The sequence below is a fragment of the Cupriavidus sp. HY129 genome (genome assembly GCF_059492215.1).
On the sequence record NZ_CP083254.1, the window covers coordinates 3,472,824 to 3,499,710 of the forward strand.

Here is a 26,887-nt window from a genome sequence, read left to right on the forward strand (position 1 = left end):
TCTCCCTTAGTGCGCGCCTTGCAGCTCGGCGTCGGCCGTGCCCATGTACGCTTCCATCACGCGCGGGTCCTTCGACACCTCCGCGTACGGGCCTTCGGCCAGGATCGCGCCGCGCTGCAACACCGTGATCTTGTCGGCGATCGACGACACCACGCTCATGTTGTGCTCGACCATCAGGATCGTGCGGCCGGCGGATACTTTCTTGATCAACTGCGTCACGCGGTCCACGTCCTCATGGCCCATGCCCTGCGTGGGCTCGTCGAGCAGCATCAGCTCCGGCTCCATCGCCAGCGTGGTGGCGATCTCCAGCGCGCGCTTGCGGCCATAGGGAAGATTGACGGTGACGGTCTCGGCGTACTCGGTCAGGCCCACCTGATCGAGCAGTTCCATCGCGCGCCCGTTGAGCACGTCGAGTGAACGCTCGCTACGCCAGAACTGGAACGCGGTGCCAAGCTGGCGCTGCAGGCCGATGCGCACGTTCTCGCGCACGGTCAGGTGCGGGAACACGGCCGAAATCTGGAACGAGCGGATCACGCCCCGGCGTGCGATCTGCGCGGGCTTCTCGCGCGTGATGTCGATGCCGTTGAACAGGATCGTGCCGGTCGTCGGCTCCAGGAATTTCGTGAGCAGATTGAAACAGGTGGTCTTGCCCGCGCCATTCGGTCCGATCAATGCGTGAATCGAACCGCGCCGCACCCGCAGATTGACGTCGCTTACCGCAGTGAACCCTTTGAATTCCTTCGTCAGGTTCTTCGTTTCCAGGATGGTTTCCTGAGTCATAGTCTCCTGCCCGCCCTCTTGCTGCGATGCCGGATTTTGGCCGGCAACTGACAATGGTTCGAACTCCGGCGCTGTGTCGCCATGGTTGCCGCTTTGTAGGTGTGATTCGGCGCGGCTGCCGGACTGGCGCGGTGGCGCAGCACCAAGTGGAGTCTGCGGCACCGATATGCCGGCGACTATTGTGTGCGCCTGCTGCGTCGCAAAACATCGGGGTTTGCACTAGGCGTAATACATGCACGATATGTCACCCACACGACAGACGTGCGAGCGCGTACCGATGTCTGCGAGAGACGTCGAAACGGCGTGACGATGATGTAATCGGCCGGTCTTCATGCGGTGCGTGTTGCACCGCATACTGACTATGCAGTGACTGCTGGTGAAGGCGCCGTGACGATGTCCGGATTACCGGCGCTTGCCTTGCGATCCGCGCGGATCATATCGCTGGCACGCTCGGCAATCATGATCGTCGGCGAGTTCGTATTGCCGGACGTGATCAACGGCATCACCGACGCATCGACCACGCGCAGACCACTGATACCCCGCACGCGAAGGCGGTTGTCGACGACCGCGTCGGCATCGTCCGCGCCACCCATCCGGCAAGTGCCAACGGGATGGAAGATTGTCGTGCCGATCGCGCCAGCAGCTTCCGCCAGTTCCTCGTCGGTCTGGAATGTCGCGCCGGGCAGATACTCCTGCGGCTTGTAGCGCGCCAATGCCGGCGATGACACGATGCGCCGCGTCAGGCGGATCGAATCGGCGGCGACCTTGCGGTCTTCCTCAGTGGACAGATAGTTCGGCGCGATCAATGGCGCGCGACGGAAATCGGCTTCTTCGATATGCACGCTGCCGCGCGACGTGGGCCGCAGATTGCAGGCGCTCGCCGTGAAGGCATTGAAGCTGTGCAATGGATCGCCGAACTTGTCCAGCGACAGCGGCTGCACGTGGTATTCGATATTGGCGCGAGGCTGCTCGGGATCGCTGCGCGCGAACGCGCCGAGTTGCGACGGCGCCATGCTCATCGGCCCGCTCTGGTTGAAGGCGTATTGCAGGCCGATGCCAAGCTTGCCCCACCAATGCGCCGCCTGCGTGTTGAGCGTGCGCACGCCCTGGACCTTGACCACCGAACGCAACTGCAGGTGATCCTGCAGATTCTCGCCCACGCCGCGCAGCGCGTGGCGCACGCGGATGCCCAGCGCCTGCAGCCGGTCTGGCTGGCCGATGCCCGCGAGCTCCAGCAACTGCGGCGAGCCAATCGCGCCGGCAGCAAGTATCACCTCCTGCTTCGCGCGCGCCTCGTGTGGCTGGCCACCGCCCAGGTATTGCACGCCGGTGCAGCGCAGGCCGTCCGGGCTATCGAACGTCAACGCGCTAACCTGCGCGCCGGTGACGATGGTCAGGTTGGGCCGTTCCGCCGCACGGCGCAAGAACGCCTTCGACGTATTCCATCGAATGCCGCGACGCTGGTTGACCTCGAAATAGCCCACGCCGAAGTTGTCGCCGCGATTGAAATCGTCGGTACGGGGAATGCCAGCCTGCTCGGCGGCCTCGATGAAGCACTCGAGGATTTCCCAGCGCAGCCGCTGCGCTTCCACGCGCCATTCGCCACCGGCGCCGTGGAACTCGTTCGCGCCACGGTGATGGTCCTCGCTGCGTTTGAAGAACGGCAGCACGTTGTCCCAGCGCCAGCCGTCATCGCCAGTGATGCGTGCCCAGTCGTCGTAGTCCTCGCGCTGGCCACGCATATAGATCATGCCGTTGATCGACGACGACCCGCCCAGCACGCGGCCACGCGGATAGCCGAGTGAGCGGCCGTTCAGGCCGGCTTCGGCCACGGTGCGATAGAGCCAGTCGGTGCGCGGATTGCCGATGCAATAGAGATAGCCGACTGGAATATGAATCCAGTGATAGTCGTCCTTGCCGCCCGCTTCGAGCAGCAGCACGTTGACATCGCTGTCCTGCGTCAGCCGGTTGGCCAGCACACAACCCGCCGAACCCGCACCCACGATGATGTAGTCGAACGTCTCCATTTCCCTGCGATCCTATTCAGACACCGGCAGTTACTGCTGGAATGCCCGAAATCATCGCACGACTCGGGGTGCTTCCGCCGTCAGTGCTTTGCCGGAGTCTCCAGGCGCTGCCGCAGCCAGCCGGTCAGTGCCGCAATCACCTCGCCGCGCAACGGCTCGGCTTCATTGAAGATCTCGTGATAGCCAGTGTCGAACCAGACCATCTCGCGCAGGTCCTCTGGCGCGCTCTCGAAGAAGATGCGGCTGCCCTCCGGATCGACGATGCGGTCCGCGCCACCCACGAGCATCAGCATGGGCGCTTCCAGCCGCGGCGCATCAGCGAGGGCCTGCGGCATTCCCCGGATGAATGTCTCCAGCACGCTGGCGCTAATCGTCCCCTGCACCAGCGGATCGGTGCGATATGCGCGCCCCACTTCGACATCGTGGGACAACAGCCGGGCATCAATTGGATTCGGCACACGAATATGCGGCATCAAAGCAAGCAGCACTCGATGCATCGTAAGCATGGAATTGGACAGACGAAGCGCCAGCGCGGGCGACGACAGCACCAGCGCGCGGATCGGCCGCACGCGCGCGGTGGCAAAGCGCGCAGCAATGAGTCCGCCCATGCTGTGCCCGAGCACGATCGGCAATTCGTTCCATTGCCGCATTGCACCATCGTAGATTTCGGCCAGATCGTCGAGATAGCTGTCCGGCGTGGGCGCCACCATGCGCGGCCCGCCACTCGCGCCGTGGCCGCGATGGTCGTAGGCCCGCACGCGCAGGCCGAGCGCGCAGAGCGCTGCGGCAACTTGGCCGTAGCGCCCGCTATGCTCGGCCAGCCCATGCACCAGCAGCACTGTGCCAAGCGGCTCGGCAAAGCGTTGGGGATCGGGCACCCAGGTGCGCAGCAGCAGCTCGGTGCCATCGCGCATTCGTTGGCGTGTCTCGGTGGGTACGGCTCCGATTACGGCGGATTCGCGCGCGCCTGGCAGGCCAGCGGCGGTCACAGGTTCATTCATCCCACACGTCTCCTCGTCGGGTACGCCTGCTTGTTGTTGGTTATCTGGATCTGGATCCTTCAGTACCGCTGACGCCTGCGCTCCCCCGGCCCCGAGCCGCCAGCACTCAGTGATGGCAGGCCGGGCGATCCTCGCTGTCGGCACGGGCCATATCCGACAGGATCGGGCAGTCGGGCCGGTCATCGCCTGTGCACGCTTCGGCCAGCGACCGCAGTGTGTCGCGCATCGCAGCAAGTTCGGCGATGCGAACTTCCAGGTCGGCCACGTGCTTGAGCGTCAGCGCCTTCACATCCGCACTGGCGCGCGCCCGGTCATGCCAGAGCGACAACAGACCGCGAATCTCGTCGAGCGAGAATCCGAGATTACGGGCCCGCCGCACGAAGCGCAAGGTGTGCACCGCGCGTTCGTCATACCGCCGATACCCACCCTCGCTGCGCGGCGGCGCATCGACTAGTCCGATCGACTCGTAGTGGCGAATCATCTTGGCGGAAACGCCCGAGGCTTCCGCGGCTTCTCCGATGTTCATTGCGTTACCTCCTTGTGTCCACTACCTGCGAGCGGATGCCAGCGGCGCAGCAGCAGTGCGTTGCTGACCACGCTGACACTTGAAAATGCCATGGCGGCGCCCGCCACGACCGGATTGAGCAGACCGGCCGCCGCGAGCGGAATGCCGATCACGTTGTAGATGAACGCCCAGAACAGGTTCTGGCGGATCTTGCGCACCGTGCGATGCGACACGGCCAGCGCATCGGCAACCAGCGCCGGGTCGCCACGCATCAGCGTGATGCCGGCCGCGTGCATCGCCACGTCCGTGCCAGTGGACATGGCGATGCCAACATCGGCCGCCGCCAGCGCGGGGGCATCGTTGATGCCGTCGCCCACCATCGCCACCACGGCTTCGCCACCTCGCTTGAGCGCGACGACGCGCGCGGCCTTGTCTTCCGGCATCACCTCGGCCTGCACTTCGTCGAGCCCCAGTTGCTTACCCACACGCGCCGCGGCGCCTGCGTTGTCGCCCGTCAGCATCACCGTGTGGATGCCGGCCTCACGCAGGCGTGCGATCGCGGCAGCGGCGCCCGGCTTGATCGCGTCGCCGAATGCCACCAGCCCCAGCACGCGGCGCTGGTCCGTATCGATCAGCCAGGAGACGGTGCGGCCTTCGCCACGCAGCCGCTCGGCATCGGTCTGCAGCGCCCCCGCATCGGCCTGCAACGAGGCACGCAGGCCATCGCTGCCGAGTTGCAGCGCCTGCCATGCAACGATGCCGGCGATACCGCGTCCCGGCAGCGCGCGCACGTCAGTGGCCGCTGGCGCGGTGATGCCACGTGCCGTGGCAAGCGTCGTCACCGCGCGCGCCAGCGGATGCTCGCTGCCGGCCTGGAGTGCAGCCAGCTTCGCGAGCAATGCGGGCTCATCGCCATCGGCGGCATGCAGCGCCACCACCTCGGGCTTGCCCACGGTCAGCGTCCCGGTCTTGTCGAAAGCTACTACCGATACACGATGCGCCACCTCGAGCGCCTCTGCGTCCTTGATCAGGATGCCCGCGCGGGCGCCCGCGCCAGTGCCCGCCATGATCGCGGTCGGCGTGGCCAGACCCAGCGCGCATGGGCAGGCGATCACGAGCACCGCCACGGCATTGAGCAATGCGGTAGTCCAGTCGCCCATGACCAGGCCCCAGCCAAGCAGTGTTGCCAGCGCGATGACCAGCACGATTGGTACAAAGACCGCGCTGACCTGATCGACCATGCGCTGAATCGGGGCCTTCGCGGCCTGGGCATGTTCGACCATGCGGATGATCTTCGCCAGTACGGTCTCGGCGCCGACGGCCGCCGTGCGTGCCACGAGCAACCCGTCATAGTTGATCGAGCCACCGGTCAACCTGTCGCCGGGCTGCTTGGGCACGGGTACCGATTCCCCGGTCAGCATCGATTCGTCGGCATGGCTGCTGCCTTCCACGACATCGGCGTCTACCGGAATCCGCTCGCCGGGACGCACGACGATCTCATCGCCAACACGCACGCTGGCCAGCGGCACGGTCTGCTCCACGCCGTTGCGGCGTACCTGTGCGGTATCGGGGCGCAAGGCAGCCAGCGCGCGGATCGCGTCGGCCGTCTGGCGCTTGGCCCGTGTTTCGAGCCACTTGCCCAGCCGCACCAGCGTGATCACCACGGCCGCGCTTTCGAAGTAGAGATGTGGCATGGCATCGCCAGCCTCGGCCATCTGCCAGATCGACAGAAAGTACGCCGCCGAGGTGCCAAGCGCGACCAGCAGATCCATATTGCCGGCACCGGCGCGCACCGCCTTCCAGCCCGCCTTGTAGAAGCGCCAGCCGAACACGAACTGCACCGGCGTGGCCAGCGCCCATTGCACCCAACCCGGCAGCATCGCGTGGATGCCAAACCATTCGAGCACCATCGGCATCACCAGCGGCAACGACAGCGCGGCCGAGATCACCACCGGCCACGGGCCGGCCCAGAAACCGGGACCGGCCTCGGCCGTACCCACCGCTGCGGCAGCCGCTTCGACCACCGGCGTGGCGCCGTACCCGGCACGCTCGACGGCGGCGGCCAGCGTCGCCGCATCGGCCGCGCCGCGCAACACGGTGACCGTGGCACGCTCAGTGGCCAGGTTCACCTGCGCGCCCACCACACCCGGCACGGCGCGCAACGCACGCTCGACACGGCCCACGCATGACGCGCAGGTCATATCGGCGATATTGAGTGCGATCTCGGCGCGCGGCACGTCGTAGCCGGCATCGGCCACGGCCTTGGCAGCCGCGTTCAGCACTTCCGGGCTATCGGCCTGCAGCGTGGCCTGCTCGGTGGCCAGATTGACCGCGACGTCATGCACGCCGGGCACCTTGGCCAGCGCCGTTTCCACGCGGCGCACGCACGAAGCACACGTCATACCCTCAACAGGTAGACGCCATTCGGATGGTTGGAGAGATGCGGCAGGATGGGTCATCGGAGTCGTGGAATCTGAGCGACGGAGCGCGACAACTGCACTGTGAACCTTACCACCATTGGAAGGTCAAGGATTTGTTGAGTCGCACGCGACACTTGCGCTTCCCATGGTGGGAAGGTTCACACTTCAACCTGTCGTCGAGATTCATTGCTCACCGATCCAACCCAACAGGAGTCATCACCATGATCCAGTTCCAAGTCGAAGGCATGTCCTGCAACCACTGTGTCGGTTCCATCACTCGCGCCGTGCAGGCCGTGGACCCGGCTGCTCGCGTATCGGCCGATGTGCCAACCCAATCGGTCAAGGTCGAATCGGCTGCGGACCGCCAGGCGCTGCAGCAAGCCATCGAAGGCGCCGGCTACCCGGTCAAGTCGGCAAGCTGATCGTCGCCGTCAAACAAGAAAGGGCACCCGAAGGTGCCCTTTTTCACGTCCACGCCGGAAAGGCTCAGAAGCGGTAGCCGACGTTCAGGTACGTCACGACTGGATCGATCTTGATCTTCGTGTGCGACTGAACCTGCGCGCCGTTGGCCAGCGTCGTCGTGAAATTGGCCGTGGTGGTGACCGGCACGTACGACACCGAGAAGCCCACGAACCAGTTGTCGGTCACGGCGTAGCTGGCGCCGACGTTGAACACCGGGTTCCACGACGACTTGGCGCTTGCGGTCATGTGCGAGCCCGGACCGAATTCACCTTGCACGAACGACTGGTTGGTCACGGATTCGCCCGTGAACCACGTGTAGTTCACACCGAGACCCACATACGGGCGGAACTTGGTCTTGGCGTCGAAGAAGTGCCACTTGGCCACGATGGCCGGGCTCCACTGGCGCACTTCGCCGAGCTTGCCGTACTTCTCGTAGCCGCGATCGCCGCTCACGTTGTGCTTCGGCGGCACGCCGAGCACGAATTCCGCCGAAATATTGTCGGTAAAGAAGTGGGCGAAGGTCAGGCCGAGCGTATCGGCCGAATCGATCGTCGCGCCCGTGTTCGGCTTCTGCGCGCCGACCGGGAAGCCACCAATCGAATCAATGGTCAGAAATTCCGAGTGGCCCGTCGGCATGATTCGCATCCAGCCAAAACTGACCATATTGCTGCCTGCCGATTGAGCCTGTGCAACACCAGCCAGTGCCATGGCGGCGCCTGCCACCAGCATCTTCTTATAGATCGTCTTCATTGTTCCTCTTACTCCGTCCTTTGGTTACAACGCACTGCTAGGGGCGCATTATCCTGTGCGCCGGGCCCCGACTGTTTCAAACCGGTTACCCAACGGTAGAAGATTTGCCCTAAAGACAGGGTTAACCCAAAGTCTGAGTACGAATTTTCAGATTTTTGGCTACACACCGACGCTTCCGCGCAACGGTTCTGTTTCAAGCATGAAAGACCATTTCGGAAAAATGGCCCTTCTGGCGTCAGCAGCCCGACCTCAAACACCCGTTCGGGTATTGTGTGGAGGCACTTTGTGTCACTTTTTGCTGGCCAGCACGCAGGCTGCGAGATCCCAGAGCGCGTAGCCCACGCTCTTGAACACGAGAGGACTCCCGGTCCGCGCACGCAATGCGTCAGCCTCCAGGATCGCTGTCTCGAACGGCTGCACGGTCTGCCAGTCGATACCGGCCTGCAGCAGGTCTCCTGCTTCATCCTCGATACCGAAAAGCGTGTCCGCCAGCAGACGTCCACTGGCCGCCGCCGCATGGCAAAGCCGCGGAGGCAGTTCGCACATTTCCGGTCGGAATGCGCCCACTGCTGCAATGAAATGGCGGTCAGTCCACAGGCCGCTGTCGAGATCGGGCAGGACCGGCGTGCGGCTCGATGTCACCGTCACCACCATCGACACACGCGGCAGCACCTCCGCCACATCCTCGATCACCGTGGCCGAGACGCCCAGGCGCCCGGCGTGCTCCGCCAGCGCCTCGGCCTTGTCGCGTGTGCGCGAATGCAGCCAGACTTTGCGAACGGGCAAGCCAGCCACGAACGCCTCGAGATGCGTCTGCGCCTGCACGCCTGCGCCGACGATCAGAAGCTCGCCATCCGGCACGGGCGCGAACGACTGGGCCGCGAGCAGCGACACGGCAGCCGTGCGGCGGCCCGTAACGGTCGGGCCATCGAGCAACGCAATCCGTTCGCCGGTGTGTGCGTTGGCGACGACCACCTCGCCGAGGATATTGGGCAGTCCGCGTTGCGGGTTGTCGGGATGCACCGTGATGTTCTTGGTCATCACGATGTCGCGGTTGCGTGCCGGCATGACCAGCAGCGTGCCATGCCCGCGCTCCGCGTCACCGACCGGCAGCGCGATACGCGGCGGCGCCATGGCGGTCCCGTCGCGTAGTTCGGCCAGCATGGCCGCGATGGCCTGGGCGAGTTCCGGATAAGGCAGGCGTGCCGCCGTGGCGGCGGCATCCAGGGGGACGAACGAAGCGGCGGGAGCGGTCATCGGCAACAAGGCGGCTAGGCAAACGAGACCGCCATTGTCGCCGAGAGTCACCGGAAGTAGGCCGCGCCGATGACTCGGTCCCGCTCAGCGCGACAGGAACTGCATCATCGCTGCCGCATAGCGCGTACCCGCCGCTGCGCCCAGCGGGAAGATCGCGTCGATCCGGGCCAGATCCTGCGCGCTCAACGTCACGCCGAGCGCGCCCAGGTTGTCGTCGAGATTGGCCACGCGCCGCGTGCCGGGAATCGGCACCACGTGCTCACCGCGCGTCAGTACCCAGGCCAGCGCCAGTTGCGCCGGCGAGCATCCCTTCTCGCTCGCCAACGCACGCACGGCATCGACCAGTTGCAGGTTGCGCGCGAAGTTCTCGCCCATGAAGCGCGGATTGGTACGTCGATAGTCGTCCGCTTCGAAATCGTCGGGCGTGCGGATCGCGCCGGTCAGAAACCCACGGCCCAGCGGGCTATACGGCACGAAGCCGATACCAAGCCGCTCGCAGGTAGCCATGATGCCGTTCTCGTCGACGTCACGCGTCCAGAGCGAATACTCGGTCTGCAGCGCCGTGACCGGATGCACCGCGTGCGCCCGCTCGATTGTCTCGACGCCGGCTTCCGAAAGGCCGATCCACCGCACCTTGCCCGCCTTGACCAGTTCGGCCATTGCGCCAACGGTGTCCTCGATCGGCGTATCGGGATCGATGCGGTGCTGGTAGTACAGATCGATATGGTCGACACCGAGCCGCTTCAAACTCGCATCGCAGGCGGCGCGCACATATTCGGGACGACCATTGACGCCGCGCGCCGTCGGATTCGACGGATCGCGCACGATGCCGAACTTGGTCGCCAGCACCACCTTGTCGCGCCGGCCACCGGCAAGCGCACGCCCCACGAGTTGCTCGTTCGTGTGCGGACCATAGATGTCGGCGGTGTCGAGCAGATTCACGCCGTGGTCGAGCGCATGGTGAATCGTGCGGATGGATTCGGCATCGTCATGCGCGCCATAGAACTCGCTCATGCCCATACAGCCCAGACCGATGGGAAATACCTCGGGGCCGTTACGGCCCAGCTTGCGTGGTGTGGTCATCTGGAAGCTCCTCAGGATAGGTACTTCAGCGAACCCCGCGATGATACGCGCGTCGTGCGGCTACTGCCGGACCGACCCAACAGGCGTCTTCCGTGACGCGGCCGTCTCACGGACGCCCGCGCCGCGCACCTCGATGCCGATCTCGTGCACCACCTTCCCCGCCGCATCGACCAGTTGCACGCGATGCCGGCCCGGCCATGGCAACCAGGCAACCTGCCCGCCATTGCCGAGCAGCTTGCCGTCCATGCGCCAACTCACCGCGCGCGCGGTCTGACCCGTCAGCCCATCGGCATGAAACCAGATCCGCTGCGCGGCCGGAGGAATATCGGGATCGAGCGCGAAGATCGTGCCGTCGGCCGGGCTGGCGATTGCCGGCATCGTGTTGCCCTGCTCCGTCGTGCCCACACTGACGCGCCGCATCGCGGTGCCGCTCAGGAATACCTCCTGCCGTGCTGGCTCGAGTTCGTCATCGAACGTCAATGGCACACGTTCGACGCCTGATGGCATCGCCGGTGCGCGGCTCGACGTGCGCTGATGCAGCGCCTCCATGACCTCGTGCCATACAGGCGCCGCGCCAGACACTCCCGACACGTCGTGCATGCTCGCGCCGCTGGCATTGCCGACCCACACGCCCACTGTGTAGCGCTCCGACCAGCCGACGCACCAGTTGTCGCGCATATCCTTGCTCGTGCCGGTTTTCACGGCGGTCCAGAATCGCGTGGTCAGCGGACTGTCGAGCCCGAACGTGCGCGCCCGCGCGTGGCGATCAGACAGCACATCCCCAATCACGAACGTCGCCGCAGGCATCATCACGTTCTGCTTCGACGGTGCGATCGCATTCAGCGTCATCCGCGATGGCGCATACGCGCCCTGGTTCGCGAAGCTGCGATAGGCATTGGTCAGCGACAGCAGCGACACATCCGCACTGCCCAGCGCAAGGCTATAGCCGTAGTAGTCGCCTGATTGCGTCAGCGGCAGACCGAGCGCCACCAGCCGTTGATGAAAGCGGTGCGGCGTCACCATCACCAGCGTGCGCACAGCCGGCACGTTCAGCGACGAACCCAGCGCGGCGCGCAGACTGACCCAGCCCGCGTAGTGATGGTCATAGTTCTGCGGAATATAGAGGCCACCGCCGGTGGGCAGATTCACGGGACGATCGTCAAGCAGCGAAGCCGCGGTCAGCCTGCGTTCCTCGATAGCCTGTTCATAGAGGAATGGCTTCAACGTCGAACCGGCCTGCCGCAGCGCGGCCGCGTGATCGACCTGTGACGCCGCGGACAGGATGCCTGAAGAGCCGACGTAGGCCAGCACGTCACCGCTGGCATTGTCGATCACCACCACGGCGCCGTCCTCGACATTGCGCCCCGCCAGCTCGCGCAGATGGCGATCGAGGCTGGTCACCGCCACGCGTTGCAGCCCGGCATCGAGCGTCGAGGTGATGCGCGGCGGCACCGGCTTGCCGGACTCTCGTGCCTGCGCGATAACGGCACGCGCCAGATGCGGCGCGAGATTGGCGTTGCGTGCCTGCGGGCCGGTCTGCGCACTGGCTGACTTCACCAGCACCAGCGCAGTGAAACCGTCGAGCCCCTCGCATTCGCGCGGCTGGCCCATGTCGCGCAGAATGCCGCACGCACGCTTGGACACCTGCGCGGCCGAGGCATTGGGCGCGCGCACGAGCGCGACGGCCACTGCCGATTCACGCGCGTCGAGCCCGCTCGGCACCTTGCCGAACAGCGTCTGCGACATCGCGGAGAGCCCCACCAGTTCGCCACGGAACGGCACCAGATTCAGGTATGCCTCGAGGATCTGGTCCTTGCTCCAGCCACGCTCGAGTGACGCCGCGCTGACCGCCTGCTCGACTTTCTGTCCGATGCTGCGACCACGGCCCGCGCGCAGATCCTCGTCGAGCAACCCGGCGAGCTGCATCGTCAGCGTCGAAGCGCCACGTGTGCGGGTGTTCCACAGATTGGCCCATGCGGCAGCCGCCACGCCCTGCCAGTCGACGCCGCTATGCGCGTAGAAGCGCTTGTCCTCGGATAGCACGATGGCAGTACGCAAGGCCGGCGACGTATCGGTCAGCGTCACCCAGTCGCCGCGCCGCGCGCGGAAGTCGTCACGCACGCGGGCCACGGTTTCGCCGTGGCGATCCACCACCACGATATCGGCGCTGCGCCAGTTGGCGCGAACCTCTCGAAACGTGGGCACGGCCTGCGCGGCGCCCGCGAATAACAGCAGCGCCACAGCAACATGAATCCCACCACGCTTCATCACGAACCCCAACCTCTCACGCGTCCCGCTCGGCCACCACGCCCGCCACCAGCAGCACCTGTGCGATGGCGTAGGTCCACCAGATGCCGAGTTGGTACGTGTCGAACAACGACAGAAACTTCGCGATGCCGATCATCGCGTCCGACGCCACGAAAAACAGAGCGCCGATTGCCGCCAGCGCCGTAGGCAGCGATGCCAGCATCGTCGTGCAGGCCATCGCCGCCAGCACGCAGATGTAGACCGTGACCGGCCACATCAGATCGCCGAGATTCGGCCAGAAGCGCCCAAGCAATGCGCCCGCCGCGCCGATGATCAGACCACAGCCGATCAGCCGATGCGGCCGCAGGTCTCCCATCATCGGCACGAACAGGCGCAGATAGGCCAGGTGCGCCATCAGGAACGCCCCGAGCCCGCCGATGAACGAGATCTTCAGACCGGGCAGCGCCAGCAACAGATCTCCCAGCGCGGAGAAGAGCAGCGCGGTCACGAGCCAGCGCCGCTCTCCTAGCGGGCGATGGAACCACGCCGCGCGCGCGAGCATGACCGCCATCGCGGTTTTCCAGATCGGCTGATAGGCGATCTGGCCCGTCAACGGCGTGCCGGGAGGCAAGTACGCGGACACCTGGATCAGCATCACGCCGTATGTCACGCCGGCCAGCACGCCGGCAATCCACCATTCGCGCACGCGTGGGGGCATCCGCATGGCGATCCAGCTCACGGTTTTGCCCCCACTGTCATCTTGGCGTTCGGCGTCTCACCGAACACATCAGGCGCGTACAGCGCTTCAACGCGCGTAGGTGGCAGCGTGAACTCGCCGGCGTTGTTCAGGCGCACCGTGTACTCGACCGACAACGCTCCCTTCGGCACATAGCCGAAGTACTCGCGATAGACCGCAGGTGTGCGCTCCGTGAAGGCAGACCACGACTTCTTTTCGTCACGCGTTGCGATTTCCGAATCGCGGCCCAGGCCGCTGCCGAGAATCGTCGCCCCGGTTGGCACCGGATCGCTGACCACCACCCACGTCATGTCGGCCTGCGCGTCGATGTCGAGCTTCACCCGATAGGTATCGCCACGCGACCACTTGCCTGCCACCGCCTGATCCACCGGCGTCACGGTACGGCGCACGCGATAGCCCGCCGACACCGGTTCGGTCAGCGGTACGGCCGCCAGCGCGCGCACCGTGGCCCACGGACGACCCGAGCCCTGCTGTTCGACCTGCAGCGTGGCGGGTGCCGTCGATGTCTTGGCCGGCCACGGCAATTCGACCATGCCGCTGGTCACGCCGTCCTTCTGCGTGGCCTTCGACCATTCGAACGTGCGTGACGCATCGCCCAGCGCCACGCGCGCCGCGCCTGCCACCGGCGTCTTCTCGTACACCTGCGCATAGCGCTGGATCGCCAGCACGCCCCAGGCGTTGGCCGTGGTCGTCATCCACGCGCCGCGCGTCTGCCGGCCGAGCAGCCCGGTCACCAGTTCGGGCACATCGCCCTTCCAGTCCGGCAACTGTGTCGCCAGCGCGAGCAGCTTCGCGGCGTTCGCATCGCCACCAGACATCAGCCACCACCAGTTGTCGGTGCGCTCGGTGGAGAACACCAGTCGCGTGCCCTGCACCGTCAGGCGGCTGCGCAGCAACTGCGTGGCTTCGGCCATGCGCTTGTCACGCTGCGGGATATCCTGCACGCGCGACAGAATGCCGAGCCAGTCGATCAGCGCCGACGTCGGCCACTGCTCGGGCAGGATCTGGATCGATCCGAGCATCCGCGCCTGCGCATGACCGGTGCGCGACAACGCATCCAGCGCGGCAAGCTTGCGCACGTCGAGATCCATCGTCGCCGAAGACGGCGCCCAGCGCGGCGGCGTGATGCGGCCTTCGACAAAGGCGGTCAGTCCGCGCTCCATCTGATCGCGCAGCGCGTCCGGCACGCGCATCGGCAGGCCAGCACGCGCAGCTTCGTCGGAGATCGAGAGCAGATAGGCCGTCAGCACTTCGCTGCCGTAGCTTCCATCGCTACGCAGCGGGAAGTACGCGGCCAACCCGTTGCTGTCCAGGTAGGACGGCAACTGCACCATCAATGCATCCCACGCGGCGGCATCGCCGAGGCCGAGCGCCTTCGACGAGCGTTGCTCGAGGCACGTGAACGGATAGTTGCGGAACCATTCGCGCACACCGGGCATGCCGCCAGCCAGCGACGACTGCAGCGACACCTGCATCCCGCCACGCACCTGGCCCTTTGGATCCGTCAGCGCACCAGCCGGCGCCTGCACTGGCATCGAGGCGTTCGGCGTCAATTGCGCCAGCACTGCCTGCTGCACCGTCACCGGGATGGCAGGAACGATCTGTTGCGAGACCTTGAGCTTGTCGCTGGCGGTGCCGGTGCCCTTCTCGGTCGCGCCCACTTCCCAAAGGATCGACCCACCGCGACTGAACGCCAGCAGTGCCGGCGCGGTGATGTCCCAGCCAATTTCTCGCGCTTCACCGGCAGGAATCTGCACGGTCTGGGCGGGCAGCGTCTGCGCGTCGACCAGCGTCGCGCGCGCGGTGGCTTCCACGGTCATCGCACGCTGCGTGGTATTGCGCAGCGTGAACATCGCGCGGTACTTGTCATCCTCGCGCACCAGCAGCGGCAGGCCGGCGATCATCTGCAGGTCTTGCGTCGCGGCGATCGACGCGCTGCCGCTGCCAAAGCGGCCCGCGCCAAGATCGGCCACGGCGACAATGCGGAAGCTGGTCAGCGAATCGTTGAGCGGCACGTCGAGTGCGGCCTTGCCTTCCGCATCGAGCTGCACGCGCGGATTCCACAGCAACAGCGTGTCAAATAGCTCGCGCGTCGGGCTCTTGCCACCACCACCGCCCGCGGCCACGGCCTTGCGGCCATAGTGGCGGCGACCAATGATCTCCATCTGCGCGGTCGAGGTCTCCACCCCATAACTGCGCCGCTGCAGCATCGCATCGAGCAGGTTCCAGCTTGTGTTCGGCATCAGTTCGAGCAGCGACTGATCGACCGCCGCCAGCGCGACCTCGCCATTCGCCGCCGGCTTGCCGTCGGGCAGCTTCACCTGCACCACCACATGCGCCTTGCCGCGCACCGGATACGTGGCCTTGTCAGGCGTGACGGTCACGTCGAGCCGGTGCGCTTCGTTGCCGACGCGGATCTCCGCCAGACCGAGCCGGAACGCCGGCTTCGACAGATCGACCAGCGGCGACGGCGCCACGTATTCCTTGCCCTCGCTGCGGAACGCGTGCCACCAGTCCAGCGGCTGACGCCATCCCCACGTGAAGAACGAGTACCAGGGCACCTCGCGCAGACGTCCGCGAATGCTGAGCACCGAGACATACACGTTCGGGCCCCACTCCGGCTTGACCTTGAGCTTGATGGTCGGATCGGTGCCGTTCAGCTCGACCACTTCGGTGTCCAGGATGCCTTCGCGCTCGATGGCGACCAGCGCCGTCGCGCGGCGGAACGGCATCCGTACCTGGAACACCGCGGTGTCACCCGGCGCGTAGGCCTTCTTCTCCGGCAGTACGTCCATACGGTCGTGGTTCTCGCCGCCGAACCAGAGTTCGCCCTGGCGCGTGACCCAGACGGTCGTCGCGGCCTGTGCCACGCGTCCATCGCCATCGCGCGCGTTGGCTACCAGTTCCACTTCACCCGCCTGCGACAACGCCACCTCGCAACGCGCGCGACCCTGTGCGTCGGTACGCGTCTCGCACACCACGCCCAGGTCTTTCGTTTCGCTGCGGTTGTCGTAGCGATAGAAGCCACCCACCACGCGCTTGCGCGCTGACGTGGTGATCCGCGCGCTCGCCTTGACCTGTACCGGCGTATCGGCAATCGGCTTGCCCTGCGTGTCGAGCACCACGCCGTACACGGCCAGCTTCTGTGACACCGATACCCAGTTCGCGGCGCGAATGCCCGCCACCACCGCCGAAGGCCACACCGGTACGGTCTGCCGCAGCGTCTGGATCTCGCCATTCGGATCGGCAAAGCCCGCTTCGAGCACGAGGTCGCCCGGCACGTTCACCTTCGGCAGCTTCTTGATCGTGACCTTGCCATTGCCGTCCTTGTCGAGCGTCAACGGCAGCTTGTCGGCGACGAGCTTCTCCGCTTCGTCGCGCGAGCTCTCGCCTTCCTGGTCTTCCTCCTCGTCACCGCTGGCGCTCTGCTGCTGCGGGCGTGGTGGGTTGAACGAGAAATCGTCGTAGTCGGCAAAGTTCACGTACTTGTTGCGCATCAGCGCCGACACGCTCACCGGCAGCCCGGCCGCGCCACCACCGTTCGTGTAGTGGATCTCCACGCCAACCGGTACCTCGGCGGGCGCTACAAGGGCATTGCCCTTCGCCTTCGGATCCTTGGTCACCGACAGCGTGCCAGCCAGCACCGGCAGTCGGAACGCTTCCACGCGGAAGCTGCCGCTGCTCAGCGTGCGCCCATCACCATAGACCAGCGCCACATCGTAGACGCCCAGCTTGGCCGCCTGAGGCACCTGGAAGGTGTTCTCGGCGCTGCGGCCACCCGTGGCCGTGTTACGCCACGCCAGCGGCAGTTCATAGGTCTGACCGCTACCTTCGTGCGTAATGACCACCTTGTCCGGCATCGCGGCAGGCAGCGCGAATCCCTGTGCGGTCTCCGTGCGGATCAGGTGCTTCATCGACACCGTTTCACCCACGCGCAGCAGCGTGCGATCGAAGATCGTATGCGCACGCACGGTCTGGTTCGGACTCAGGTCTGTCGGCACGTTGAAGCGCCACGTCTCGATGCCGCGATTCCAGTCGGACATCACGAACGCCATGTCGGCCTTGCCACGCGCCTGCGGGTGGTCCGCCGCAATGCGCGCGGAGACGAAGTAGCCGTCCATGCCGTTCGCGCAATCCTTGTAGCGGCGATCGGGCAGCTTTGCGAAGCGGGCGACGCCGGTGGCATCGGTCGCGCCTTCGCCCAGCAACTCGCCATCGCAGCTACGCACGGCCACCTTCGCATTGGCCACGGGCTTGCCGTCATCCAGCGAGGTGACCCACGCGAGACCGCTCATGTCGCCATCGGCCAGGCCACGCGCCAGCTTGAAATGCACACCGAGGTTGGTCACCAGTACCGCTGTGCGCACATACATCGGCGCCTTCCGCCCGAGCAGTGCTTCGCCCAGCATCGGCGAAGCGATCTCAACCACATGGAAGCCAGGTTCCGGCAGCGGAATTCCGACCACTTCGAATGGTCGAGGCGAGGTGTCGTTCGATTTCGGAATTGCCAGCTTCTTCGCGCCGGATACGCCTTCGAGCAATGACACCGAGCGGGTCTCGATAGATGGCGCGTTGCGCGGGCTGCGTGCTTCCGACGGCGATTTGCCTGCGCGGATCGCATCAAGCTCCTGACGCGTCCACGAGTTCTCGTGCATACGCTTGACCATGCCGAACCAGCGCAGGATCGCGCCATCGTCATCGACCTTGAGTCGTGCGACCGTGCCGGCTTCGGCCCGCGCCGACAGCGCCGGCAGATCAGCTTCGACGTTGCGCAGCGTGACTGGCAGCAGCGGCGGATAGTCAGCCGGCGACTTGCCGCGCGGCACATCGGCAAAACGTTCGACCACGCCAAACGGCGCGGCGGCGAACTTGGCCAGCGGCGGCAGCGCGGCGGTGGTCAGCTTGATGGGAAACAGGTCGGCATTGGACAGCGAGCGACCGCTCTCGTCCTTCAGATCCTTCGGCGCCTCGATCGTGAGGCTGGCCTTCTCCGGGAAGGGGCCCGGGAACGTGACCGACGACACCGGAGCGTCCCTGGCATCGTCGCTATCGAACTTAGGTGCGCGCGGGCCGGACGGCGTCTTGAGCACGATGTGCTCGGCCAGCTTGCGCGGTACCGGCGCGGTGAACGTGACGACCAGCGGCCGCAATGGCGTGCATGGGGCTTCGGCACGTTCGCGCTCGCAGGTGAAGCCCGCGGCAAACGGTTCGCGTACCTGATAGTCGAAGCGGCGCGGCGCAGTGGTGGCCAGCCCGGACGGGGTGGAAATGCCGGCATCGAGCACGAGCTGCATGCGCGCGCCGGCGGGCAGGCGTTGCTGGCAGGCCAGCAGATGTACGGCTTCGGGGTTCTGCTTGACGATGTCGTTCCAGCGCACCGCTTCGATGACGCCATCCCGCTCCTTGCCCGTCAGCAGCCTAACCGGAATCCGCTCGCCAAGGCCTTCGGCCTGGCACCACGCATGTTCACGGATCGATCCCGCCGTGGCCGCGCCATTGAAGCGCAGCACGAACACCTGGTCTTCCTCGATCTGCCCACCCGACGGGCGCGCCGAGATCACGAACGGGCCGCCGGTCTCGAACCTGTATTCCGGTTTGCCTGCGTAGGCCTTGCCGGCCACGCTCTTGAGGCCTGCCGACATCCGCACCGAGCACCGCACGCCCGGGGGCAGGTCACGCTCGAAGTCGTAGACCCAGTTGGTGGCGTTGACCCATCGCCCGCTGCCGCCAACGCTGCCGCCGGTACAGGACACAGCCGCTGGCGGCGCGGCCTTGAGATCGCCCATCGGCACCATCGCCTCGTCGAAGCGGATCGCCACCTGCCGTACCTGCGGGACCACCCCTTCGGGTGAAAAGCGCGTGATCTGCGCGGCTGACGCCATCGGCGCCCACAGCACTGCCCCCAGCACGAGACCTGCGGCGGCGGTTCCAACCGCCGTGACGATCTTCGACATCATCTTGCCCTTTCCGGATTTGCCACCGGGCGAGGGTGACATGCGCGGATGGCAAGCGCAAGCCTCTGCACATTTTGTTCAGATCGCGTGACCGTTTCAGCGCAAATGTGAAAGTGGCAGCGGTCCTTCGCGCTTGAGCGCGGTCAGCACAATGTTCGACCGGATGCTCTCCACGCCGGGCACGCGCATCAGGCGTTTCATCGTGAATTCGGCCAGTGTGGGCAGATCCGCCACCACCACGCGGATCAGATAATCGGCCTCGCCCGCCACCGAGTAGCACTCCTGCACTTCCTCCAGCAGCAGGATTTCCTCGGCGAAGCGCTCGATGATCGTGTCGCCGTGGTGCGCCAGCTTGACGCTGATGAAGACCAGCACCCCCAGGCCCAAGGCTTGTGCCGACAGGTTTACGCGATAGCCGGTAATCACCGCGTCGGCCTCGAGCCGCGCCAGACGCCGGCCGACCTGGCTCGGCGACAGGTGCACGCGCTCGGCCAGTTGCTGATGGGTGGATCTGCCGTCGGCTTGCAGCGCCGCCAGCAGGGCCAGGTCGAAGGGGTCCAGGTCGGCATGGCTCATGATTCGCATCAATCTCGCATTGAATGTTAGATATGCGCGGATTATATGCATCCATCACCGTAATCAGGCTGATTTTGCGGCCTGAATGCAGCATCTGGTCGCTAGACTATGCATAAATTCCGCATACAGGAGACATAGATGATCGCCACGGCCGCCCCGCAGGAAAGCGCCACCGCCTTTGCCGGCACGATGACCGCCAAGCTCAAGGAACAGTTCGACGATGGCCTGCTATCAGGCCAGGAACTGCGCCCGGACTTCACCATCGCCCAGCCGGTGCACCGCTATACGGATACCGACCATGCGATCTGGCGCAAGCTGTACGACCGCCAGGCTTCGATGCTCCAGGGCCGCGTGTGCGACGAATTTCTCCAGGGACTGGCCACGCTGGGCATGGAACGCAACCGCGTGCCCGAATTCGACCAGCTCAATGAAACGCTGATGCGCGCCACCGGCTGGCAGGTCGTGGCCGTGCCGGGCCTGGTGCCGGACGAGGTGTTCTTCGACCACCTGGCCAACCGCCGCTTCCCGGCAAGCTGGTGGATGCGCAAGCCCGAGCAGCTTGATTACCTGCAGGAACCGGACTGCTTCCACGATGTGTTCGGCCACGTGCCGCTGCTGATCAACCCGATCTTCGCCGACTACATGGAGGCGTACGGCAAGGGTGGCCTCAAGGCGGCCAAGCTCGGCGCGCTCGACATGCTGGCGCGCCTGTACTGGTACACCGTGGAATTCGGCCTGATCCGCACGCCCGCAGGCCTGCGCATCTTCGGCGCCGGCATCCTGTCCAGCCAGGGCGAGTCGATCTACAGCCTGGATTCGGCCAGCCCGAACCGCATCGGTTTCGACCTGCACCGGATCATGCGCACGCGCTACCGCATCGACACGTTCCAGAAGACCTACTTCGTGATCGACAGCTTTGAACAGCTGTTCGACGCTACCCGCCCCGATTTCACCGCGCTGTACCCGGACCTGCGCGCCCTGCCGACGCTGGGCGCCGGCGATATTGTCGAGGGCGATCGCGTGATCAACGTCGGCACCCGCGAAGGCTGGGCCGACAGCGACGACATCTGAGCGGCGCGCATCCCGCCAGCCGCTTTGTGAAACAATGCCGGCAAGCCCGGCCGCTCGCGGCCCGGGCGGGCCGGCCTTCGTCTTACCCTACTCTTCAGATCGAGCCCCCATCATGACTCCTCTCTCCCAAGAGGCCCGCGCGAGCCTGCTCGCCGGCCTGCCTGGCTGGACCCCGGTCCAGGACCGTGACGCCATCCAGAAATCGTTCCGCTTCGCCGATTTCAACGCGGCGTTCGGCTTCATGACGCGCGTCGCGCTGCAAGCCGACAAGGTGGACCATCACCCCGAGTGGTTCAACGTGTACAACCGCGTGGACATCACCCTGTCCACCCACGATGCCAACGGGCTGACCCAGCGCGACATCGACCTGGCCACGTTCATCGAGAAAGCCGCCGCCGGTCTGGCGCGCTAACACACCGGGGAAGGCGCTGTAGGGCAACTGAAAGGCAGACAACGGGGCGTCCCTGTACAATCAGCGGCATCCCTCCTACGAGTCTCGTTGTCTTGCTCCCATGCGTATCCTGCTGATCGAGGACGACCGTCAAATCGCCAGCGGCGTGGAGGCCGGTTTGTCCCGCGCCGGCCATCAGGTGCGCGTGGTGCACGACGGTGTCTACGCCACCGACCATCTGCTGCGCGAGCAGCACGATCTCGTCATCCTCGACCTGGGCCTGCCCGGCATCGACGGCATGACGCTGCTGGCCCGCTACCGCGCCCGTAACCGCACCACCCCCGTCATCATCCTGACCGCCCGGGATGAACTCGAGGACAAGCTTTCCGGCCTGAACGCCGGCGCCGACGACTATCTGGTCAAGCCCTTCGCACTGCCCGAGCTGGAAGCACGCGTGCGCGTGCTACTGCGCCGCAGCCAGCACGGCGAGGCCGCGCCGGAACGCGATGTGCGCCTGGGCAGGCTCCGCCTGTCCGGCAACGACCGCCGCATGTTCGTCGATGGCCGCCCGCTGGAACTGTCGCCCCGCGAATTCGCCGTGCTCGAACTGCTGCTGCAGCGACAGGGCCGCGTGGTCAGCAAGGCACAATTGCAGGACCATCTGGCCACGTTCGCGCACCCGGCCGGTGAAGGCGGCGACACCGTGGGCGACACCGCCATCGAGGTCTACGTGCACCGCGTCCGCAAGAAGCTCGAGGATGGCGACGTCGAGATCGTCACCGTGCGCGGCTTCGGATACCTGCTCCAGATTCGTGCCGGCCACTGAGGGAAGCAGATTCCCCGGGATGCCCTGAATCGCCATGTGGCCGCGCTCGTCTTCCTCCTCGGCGCAAGCCGGTGACACGCCCGCAACGACCGCGACCGGCAAGCGCCTGCGCGGCGGCGGCAATCCCAAACCGACGTCGAATCCAAGCCTGCGTGTCCACCTGCTGCGCGCGCTGGCCACGCCGCTGTTCGCCCTCGTTCTGACCAGCGGTTCGCTGTCGTACTGGCTGGCGGCCCACTACACCACCCAGGTATTCGACCGTGCGCTGTATGGCGTGGCGAACAACATCGCCCAGCAGATCCGCATCGCCGGCCCACGCCTGGAGCAGGACATCCCGATGATCGCCCAGACCCTGGTGGAAGCCGAAGGCTCCGACCGGATCTACTGGCGCATCCACGGGCCCGACGGGCTGATCGGCGGGATGGATACCTGGCTTGGCTACGGCACAGGCCAGACCACGCTGCATGACGCCCGGCTGTTCTATGCCTGGTTCAGCGGCCGGCAGGTGCGCGCGGTGCGGCTCCCGGTCAACCTGCCGCCACCCAGCCCCGATGAAGCGGGTACGGGCGGTGAGACCAGCACGATGCGTGGGCCGATCGTCATCGAAGTAGCCGAACTCCTCGACCGGCGGGAAACTGCAGCCAACGAGATCCTGCTGTCGGTGTCGGTGCCGCTGATCCTGCTGCTGCTGGTGGGTAGCCTGATCCTGTCGCACGTGCTCAAGGAAGAGCTTGTGCCGCTGCAGATCCTGACCGACAAGCTCAACCGCCAGACCGCGCGCTCGCTGGCGGCGCTGGACGAATCCCAGATGCCCGCCGAAGTCGAGCCGCTGATTCGCGCCCTGAACGCGTTGCTCTCCCGGCTGCGCGACGCGCTCGACGCCCAGCGCAAGTTCATCGCCGATGCCGCCCACCAGCTCCGCACGCCGCTGACCGCCGTCAAACTCCATGCCGACCGCGCGGTTGATGCCGATTCGCTCGAGGTGGCCCGCCAGGCCTTGCGGGAGGTACAGACCGCCGCGGATCGCGCCGTGCGCCTGTCTAACCAGTTGCTGTCGCTGGCCCGCGCCGAACCGGGGTTGTCGCTCGAACGGCTAGGACCGGTCGAGCATTTCGATCTGGCCGAAATGGCCTTCGAGATCGGTGCCGAATGGGTGCCGCAGGCGCTGGCAAGGCGTGTGGATCTTGGATTCGAGGTGCTGCCCGGCCCCACCTTCACCGGCGGCGCGCCGGCCGTGGTGCGTGGCAATCGTCTGCTGATGCGCGAGGCGCTATCGAACCTGATCGACAACGCGGTGAAGTATGTGCCTGCCGGCGGGCGGATCACGGTGCGCGCCGGCGGCGAGACCTTGGGTCATCGCGGCATGGCCGTGGTGATGATCGAAGACAACGGGCCCGGCATTCCAGCGACACGCCGCGAGGAAGTGTTCAAGCGCTTCTTCCGTGGCGATCACACGCCGGGCGCACAGCCGGCACAGGCCGCGCCGAGCGGCGCCGGCCTCGGGCTGGCCATCGTGCATGAAATCGTGACCCTGCACCAGGGCACGATCCGCATCGAGGATGTGCCGGCGCCTGCTGGCTCACGGACAGCGCTGGCAGTCGGATCCGAGAAGATCGACGAGGAGAGCGACGAGGCGACGGGCGAGCAGCCGGGGCGCCCGCCGACCATGCGTTTCGTGATCCGGATTCCGTGCGAAGCCCCCGGCACCGCAGCCTGATGCGTCACGCGGGGCCCTTGCGCCCCGATCGCCTTACTTCTTGTCCTTCGGCGCCAGCATCGTGCCACGGCACTTGGGGCTGCCGCAGCGGCACTCGTATTCCTGCTTGAGCTTCTTTGTGTAGCGCGCGTCGATCACCAGGCCGTAGTCGTAGAACAGTTCCTCGCCCGGCTCGATATCGCGCAGCGCGTGGATGAACACGCGCCCCTTCTTCTCGCGCGCCTCGCAGTTCGGATCGCAGGCGTGATTGATCCAGCGCGCGCGGTTTCCGCCGAACTTGGCGTCGATCACGTCGCCGTCGTCCAGACTGAAATAGAAGGTGTGATTCGGGTCGTTCGGATCGTGCGGATGGCGCTTGAGCGCTTCCTTCCAGGAGATGTGCTCGCCCTTGTACTCGATCACGCGCTCACCTTCGGCGATTTGGCCGATCGCGTAAACGCCCTTGCCATGCACGCCCGACTGGCGCACCTCGATGCGATCACTGGCGGTCTTCTTCTTTCCCGCCTTCTTCTCTTTATCTTTGGTGTCCGTGCCCTTGTCCGACATGTGCTGATTCCCGTGGCGATGGCGGCCGGTCCAGTCCGGCGCGAACCGGATGATACCCGTGCTGCCCACTCAGGTATACGCACGACGGACGTATACCTCGCCGCCACCAATGTGGATAACCAAGGCTATTTCTGTGGATAAGCGCGCGCGTTTGGTGTGGGTTTACTGGGGCTGACATGGGGACGGCGCTGGAACAACTCGGTACGTATACGCGCACTGCCTCATGCGAATGACTGAGTCATCCACGTCGCCCGGCTGTTCATCCCTGTGGTTTTGGTATACGTAAACGCTTGATTCGCTTGACGTATACGCGGTTATCCACAGAATCGGGCGCCGTTTACCTACTACTACTATCTGTATACATGAAAAGAAGATGTAAACCATACGCATGAGCTGCGCCGTCGAGACGTATACCTCCAGACATCGCAGCCCAACGACCCGAATCCGGCATTCAGAAGGCCGATCAAAAAACAGGCAGGGTGCCCAGCAGGCCCCTGAACCTCTCCCAACCCTCCGCTACGCCTCCCAGGCAACGTATACGCCCCAGGACGCGCTCAAAGGGCCGTATACGTCCCTGGCAGCCTCCAGGAGGGGCCAGGAGCCTCTGTGCCCGTATACGCCGTATACGCGCTCACAGGGCTTCCAGAACGTCTCCAATCCCCGCCATCCCTTTGCTGACGCGGCCGTGCAAACGTAACCGGTAACAATCTTGTTTCCGGTGCACTTTGCCCGACACGGTATGATGTGGCCCGCGGCGTCTTTGCCAGAGCGGCTTCCAGGGTGAAGTCGCGGGCTTGGACGCTGGTGTTTTTTCAACTCGATACGGAGTGAAGCATGACGAAAACTGAACTGATCGACGCAATTGCAGCAGGCGTGGACGGTCTGACCAAGGCGAAGGCCGAGCAAGCCCTTAACGTGACCCTGGGCGCCATCATGGACGCCGTGGCCAAGGGTGAGACCCTGAGCCTGATCGGCTTCGGCACCTTCAGCAAGGGCGAACGTGGCGAGCGCATGGCGCGTAACCCGCGTACCGGCGAAGAGATCAAGGTGGAAGCTGCAAAGACCGTGAAGTTCAAGGCCGGTCAGAAGTTCAAGGACGCAGTCAACCAGTAATGCCTGCGGGCGTCTCCAGCCCGTATCGCATGACCCCGCCGTGCCGCCGCCAGACGCCAGAACTGGCGCAGGTGCGCGCCAGGCGGGGGACGTTATCCACAAAGGATTTCCCGCGACGCCGCGGGTAGAATCTCACAGTCGGCATCGCCACTTTCGTGATGGCCGAAAATCCCTGAAAAATGCCATCCAGCCTTGTCTGATCAAGGCATTGCGGGATGTCGCGACGCATGGACCCGACATGCTGCCCCGCTTGCTGCTGCGCAGATTTCCACAGCGTTATTCACAGCGCTTTCCACACAAGGCTCCACAGGCTTCTCCACAGGCCATGGCGCAGAGACTGACGGCGGCAGTTGCCCTCGCCGTGCTTTGCGGCTGTACCACGACGCCTCCGAAAACGGCTCGTCCGCAGGCCGTGCCGCTCCCCGACTATCAGCAGGTGACCACGCCGCCTGGCGCAACGCCGCGCGAGCGCATTGTCGATATCGCCATGCAGGAATGGCGCAAATGGGGGCAGCAGGTCGTGCACATCGGGCGTGACGACAGCGCCTGCGTCACACAGAGTCCGCTGCCCGCTCCGGTGATTGCCGGACCCGAAAAGGCATCGGACGGCGGTGATGTCAGCAGCCAGGCGTCGGCGGATACCGAGAATGACGAGAACGGCCGGGAAGCGGACTGCGTGCGCTTTCCCGATGGCACCGGCATGGAAGCCACGCCCCGGGGCTGCCAGATGGCACAGGGGTACTGGGGCATCGTCGGTGAGGCGCCGAATTGCCGTCAGATCACCCAGGGCGCCTGGGCGTGGTCGGCCGTGTTCATTTCGTGGGTGATGCGCAAGGCGGGACTCGACAATGACCAGTTCCTGACCGGCCAGTCACATTCGATGTATGTGGTGGATGCACGCGATGGCATCCTGCCCCGCCCTGCCTTCCATATCGAGCCGATGCCGGCGGTACCGAGGCCGGGCGACGTCATTTGCGCCGCCCGCGGACGCGACAAGTACATCTCCAGCGCGGCGGAGATCGGTTTCGGTACCACGCCGATGCATTGCGACATCGTGGTCGAAGTGGACCCCGCCGCGCGCGTGGTCAAGGCGATTGGCGGCAACGTCCAGCAGTCGGTGTCGATGGACGTGATCGACATGAACGATGCTGGCCAGCTCGACGGCTTCACGAATTCGCACATGCCGTGGCTGCTCCTGATGCGCAACAACCTGCAGTAGCTGCTTTTAATAATTAGTATGGATGATCGATGATGAATTTTATCTTAGATCATTCGTGCGAAAAATAACTATGCAGTTAGTGCTTGCAATCCATCAGCCCGCACGACTCTTTTCCATAAGCAGAATGGATGAACTTTGTTGTTTGTCGATTGGTTTGATTTATTGCGGGAATAGTTTGACGCCTA

The 26,887-nt window shown here is 65.2% G+C and carries 20 protein-coding genes; 7 read left to right on the forward strand and 13 right to left on the reverse strand.

Features of this window, described 5'->3' with window-relative positions; genetic code table 11:
* Window positions 1-6 precede the first annotated feature (6 nt).
* The 5 genes from K6G35_RS15985 to K6G35_RS16005 form a co-directional block, all read right to left on the reverse strand.
* The gene (locus K6G35_RS15985) at window positions 7-780 is read right to left on the reverse strand and encodes an ABC transporter ATP-binding protein (RefSeq protein WP_008648866.1); all 774 of its coding nucleotides are present in this window, start codon (window positions 778-780) and stop codon (window positions 7-9) included.
* 359 nt (window positions 781-1,139) lie between these two features.
* Window positions 1,140-2,807 carry a GMC family oxidoreductase gene (locus K6G35_RS15990; RefSeq protein ID WP_008648864.1) on the reverse strand — a complete coding sequence of 556 codons (1,668 nt, stop codon included), beginning with the start codon at window positions 2,805-2,807 and terminating at the stop codon, window positions 1,140-1,142.
* 80 nt (window positions 2,808-2,887) lie between these two features.
* Window positions 2,888-3,808, reverse strand: a complete 921-nt coding sequence (locus tag K6G35_RS15995) for an alpha/beta hydrolase (protein WP_495675932.1) — start codon at window positions 3,806-3,808, stop codon at window positions 2,888-2,890.
* A 106-nt stretch (window positions 3,809-3,914) separates the two neighbouring features.
* Entirely contained in the window at window positions 3,915-4,334 is a 420-nt protein-coding gene (gene cueR, locus K6G35_RS16000) for a Cu(I)-responsive transcriptional regulator (RefSeq protein WP_008648660.1), read from the reverse strand.
* Window positions 4,331-6,772: a heavy metal translocating P-type ATPase gene (locus tag K6G35_RS16005; RefSeq protein ID WP_495675933.1), complete on the reverse strand. Its 2,442-nt coding sequence runs from the start codon at window positions 6,770-6,772 to the stop codon at window positions 4,331-4,333. The genes cueR and K6G35_RS16005 overlap by 4 nt, the downstream gene beginning before the upstream one ends.
* A gap of 182 nt (window positions 6,773-6,954) precedes the next feature.
* Between K6G35_RS16005 and K6G35_RS16010 the strand changes: the two genes are divergently transcribed.
* The gene (locus K6G35_RS16010; protein ID WP_008640966.1) at window positions 6,955-7,155 is read left to right on the forward strand and encodes a heavy-metal-associated domain-containing protein; all 201 of its coding nucleotides are present in this window, start codon (window positions 6,955-6,957) and stop codon (window positions 7,153-7,155) included.
* 64 nt (window positions 7,156-7,219) lie between these two features.
* On the opposite strand, the gene K6G35_RS16015 is transcribed toward K6G35_RS16010, so the two are convergent.
* From K6G35_RS16015 to K6G35_RS16045, 7 genes are all read right to left on the reverse strand, one after another.
* Window positions 7,220-7,945 (reverse strand): OmpW/AlkL family protein, encoded by a 726-nt coding sequence (locus tag K6G35_RS16015; RefSeq protein ID WP_008640969.1) that lies wholly within the window; start codon window positions 7,943-7,945, stop codon window positions 7,220-7,222.
* Window positions 7,946-8,233: 288 nt separating this feature from the next.
* On the reverse strand, window positions 8,234-9,202 hold the full coding sequence (locus tag K6G35_RS16020; RefSeq protein ID WP_495675934.1) for a delta(1)-pyrroline-2-carboxylate reductase family protein: 969 nt from the start codon (window positions 9,200-9,202) through the stop codon (window positions 8,234-8,236).
* 84 nt (window positions 9,203-9,286) lie between these two features.
* Window positions 9,287-10,285: an aldo/keto reductase gene (locus K6G35_RS16025; RefSeq protein WP_454035722.1), complete on the reverse strand. Its 999-nt coding sequence runs from the start codon at window positions 10,283-10,285 to the stop codon at window positions 9,287-9,289.
* Window positions 10,286-10,345: 60 nt separating this feature from the next.
* On the reverse strand, window positions 10,346-12,553 hold the full coding sequence (gene pbpC / locus K6G35_RS16030) for a penicillin-binding protein 1C (protein ID WP_495676360.1): 2,208 nt from the start codon (window positions 12,551-12,553) through the stop codon (window positions 10,346-10,348).
* Window positions 12,554-12,569: 16 nt separating this feature from the next.
* Window positions 12,570-13,271, reverse strand: coding sequence for a lysoplasmalogenase (locus K6G35_RS16035; RefSeq protein WP_008640976.1), 702 nt, complete (start codon window positions 13,269-13,271; stop codon window positions 12,570-12,572).
* Entirely contained in the window at window positions 13,268-19,246 is a 5,979-nt protein-coding gene (locus tag K6G35_RS16040) for an alpha-2-macroglobulin family protein (protein WP_495675935.1), read from the reverse strand. Before K6G35_RS16040 ends, K6G35_RS16035 begins: the two co-directional genes overlap by 4 nt.
* A gap of 93 nt (window positions 19,247-19,339) precedes the next feature.
* Complete coding sequence (locus tag K6G35_RS16045) at window positions 19,340-19,819, reverse strand: Lrp/AsnC family transcriptional regulator (protein ID WP_008640978.1); 480 nt, start codon at window positions 19,817-19,819, stop codon at window positions 19,340-19,342.
* Between the two features lie 138 nt (window positions 19,820-19,957).
* Here K6G35_RS16045 and phhA point away from each other — a divergent pair, with 138 nt between their 5' ends.
* From phhA to K6G35_RS16065, 4 genes are all read left to right on the forward strand, one after another.
* Window positions 19,958-20,890, forward strand: coding sequence for a phenylalanine 4-monooxygenase (gene phhA, locus K6G35_RS16050; RefSeq protein ID WP_186425468.1), 933 nt, complete (start codon window positions 19,958-19,960; stop codon window positions 20,888-20,890).
* A gap of 112 nt (window positions 20,891-21,002) precedes the next feature.
* Window positions 21,003-21,302 carry a 4a-hydroxytetrahydrobiopterin dehydratase gene (locus tag K6G35_RS16055; RefSeq protein WP_017514891.1) on the forward strand — a complete coding sequence of 100 codons (300 nt, stop codon included), beginning with the start codon at window positions 21,003-21,005 and terminating at the stop codon, window positions 21,300-21,302.
* Window positions 21,303-21,402: 100 nt separating this feature from the next.
* Window positions 21,403-22,107 (forward strand): response regulator transcription factor, encoded by a 705-nt coding sequence (locus tag K6G35_RS16060; protein ID WP_008640981.1) that lies wholly within the window; start codon window positions 21,403-21,405, stop codon window positions 22,105-22,107.
* Between the two features lie 34 nt (window positions 22,108-22,141).
* Entirely contained in the window at window positions 22,142-23,824 is a 1,683-nt protein-coding gene (locus tag K6G35_RS16065; RefSeq protein WP_008640982.1) for a sensor histidine kinase, read from the forward strand.
* Between the two features lie 33 nt (window positions 23,825-23,857).
* Here the strand turns inward: K6G35_RS16065 and K6G35_RS16070 are convergent, their stop codons facing one another.
* Window positions 23,858-24,370, reverse strand: coding sequence for an SET domain-containing protein (locus K6G35_RS16070; RefSeq protein ID WP_008640983.1), 513 nt, complete (start codon window positions 24,368-24,370; stop codon window positions 23,858-23,860).
* Between the two features lie 834 nt (window positions 24,371-25,204).
* On the opposite strand from K6G35_RS16070, the gene K6G35_RS16075 reads away from it, so the two are divergent.
* Both K6G35_RS16075 and K6G35_RS16080 read left to right on the forward strand, forming a co-directional pair.
* Window positions 25,205-25,483, forward strand: a complete 279-nt coding sequence (locus tag K6G35_RS16075) for an HU family DNA-binding protein (protein ID WP_008640984.1) — start codon at window positions 25,205-25,207, stop codon at window positions 25,481-25,483.
* A 325-nt stretch (window positions 25,484-25,808) separates the two neighbouring features.
* The gene (locus tag K6G35_RS16080) at window positions 25,809-26,702 is read left to right on the forward strand and encodes a DUF2272 domain-containing protein (RefSeq protein WP_186425470.1); all 894 of its coding nucleotides are present in this window, start codon (window positions 25,809-25,811) and stop codon (window positions 26,700-26,702) included.
* Window positions 26,703-26,887: the final 185 nt, after the last annotated feature.

Coding starts and splice junctions, on each gene's coding strand:
- K6G35_RS15985 (WP_008648866.1), bottom strand. CDS start 780: ATGACTCAGGAAACCATCCTGGAAACGAAGAACCTGACGAAGGAATTC.
- K6G35_RS15990 (WP_008648864.1), bottom strand. CDS start 2,807: ATGGAGACGTTCGACTACATCATCGTGGGTGCGGGTTCGGCGGGTTGT.
- K6G35_RS15995 (WP_495675932.1), bottom strand. CDS start 3,808: ATGAATGAACCTGTGACCGCCGCTGGCCTGCCAGGCGCGCGCGAATCC.
- cueR (WP_008648660.1), bottom strand. CDS start 4,334: ATGAACATCGGAGAAGCCGCGGAAGCCTCGGGCGTTTCCGCCAAGATG.
- K6G35_RS16005 (WP_495675933.1), bottom strand. CDS start 6,772: ATGACCCATCCTGCCGCATCTCTCCAACCATCCGAATGGCGTCTACCT.
- K6G35_RS16010 (WP_008640966.1), top strand. CDS start 6,955: ATGATCCAGTTCCAAGTCGAAGGCATGTCCTGCAACCACTGTGTCGGT.
- K6G35_RS16015 (WP_008640969.1), bottom strand. CDS start 7,945: ATGAAGACGATCTATAAGAAGATGCTGGTGGCAGGCGCCGCCATGGCA.
- K6G35_RS16020 (WP_495675934.1), bottom strand. CDS start 9,202: ATGACCGCTCCCGCCGCTTCGTTCGTCCCCCTGGATGCCGCCGCCACG.
- K6G35_RS16025 (WP_454035722.1), bottom strand. CDS start 10,285: ATGACCACACCACGCAAGCTGGGCCGTAACGGCCCCGAGGTATTTCCC.
- pbpC (WP_495676360.1), bottom strand. CDS start 12,553: ATGAAGCGTGGTGGGATTCATGTTGCTGTGGCGCTGCTGTTATTCGCG.
- K6G35_RS16040 (WP_495675935.1), bottom strand. CDS start 19,246: ATGATGTCGAAGATCGTCACGGCGGTTGGAACCGCCGCCGCAGGTCTC.
- K6G35_RS16045 (WP_008640978.1), bottom strand. CDS start 19,819: ATGAGCCATGCCGACCTGGACCCCTTCGACCTGGCCCTGCTGGCGGCG.
- phhA (WP_186425468.1), top strand. CDS start 19,958: ATGATCGCCACGGCCGCCCCGCAGGAAAGCGCCACCGCCTTTGCCGGC.
- K6G35_RS16055 (WP_017514891.1), top strand. CDS start 21,003: ATGACTCCTCTCTCCCAAGAGGCCCGCGCGAGCCTGCTCGCCGGCCTG.
- K6G35_RS16060 (WP_008640981.1), top strand. CDS start 21,403: ATGCGTATCCTGCTGATCGAGGACGACCGTCAAATCGCCAGCGGCGTG.
- K6G35_RS16065 (WP_008640982.1), top strand. CDS start 22,142: ATGTGGCCGCGCTCGTCTTCCTCCTCGGCGCAAGCCGGTGACACGCCC.
- K6G35_RS16070 (WP_008640983.1), bottom strand. CDS start 24,370: ATGTCGGACAAGGGCACGGACACCAAAGATAAAGAGAAGAAGGCGGGA.
- K6G35_RS16075 (WP_008640984.1), top strand. CDS start 25,205: ATGACGAAAACTGAACTGATCGACGCAATTGCAGCAGGCGTGGACGGT.
- K6G35_RS16080 (WP_186425470.1), top strand. CDS start 25,809: ATGGCGCAGAGACTGACGGCGGCAGTTGCCCTCGCCGTGCTTTGCGGC.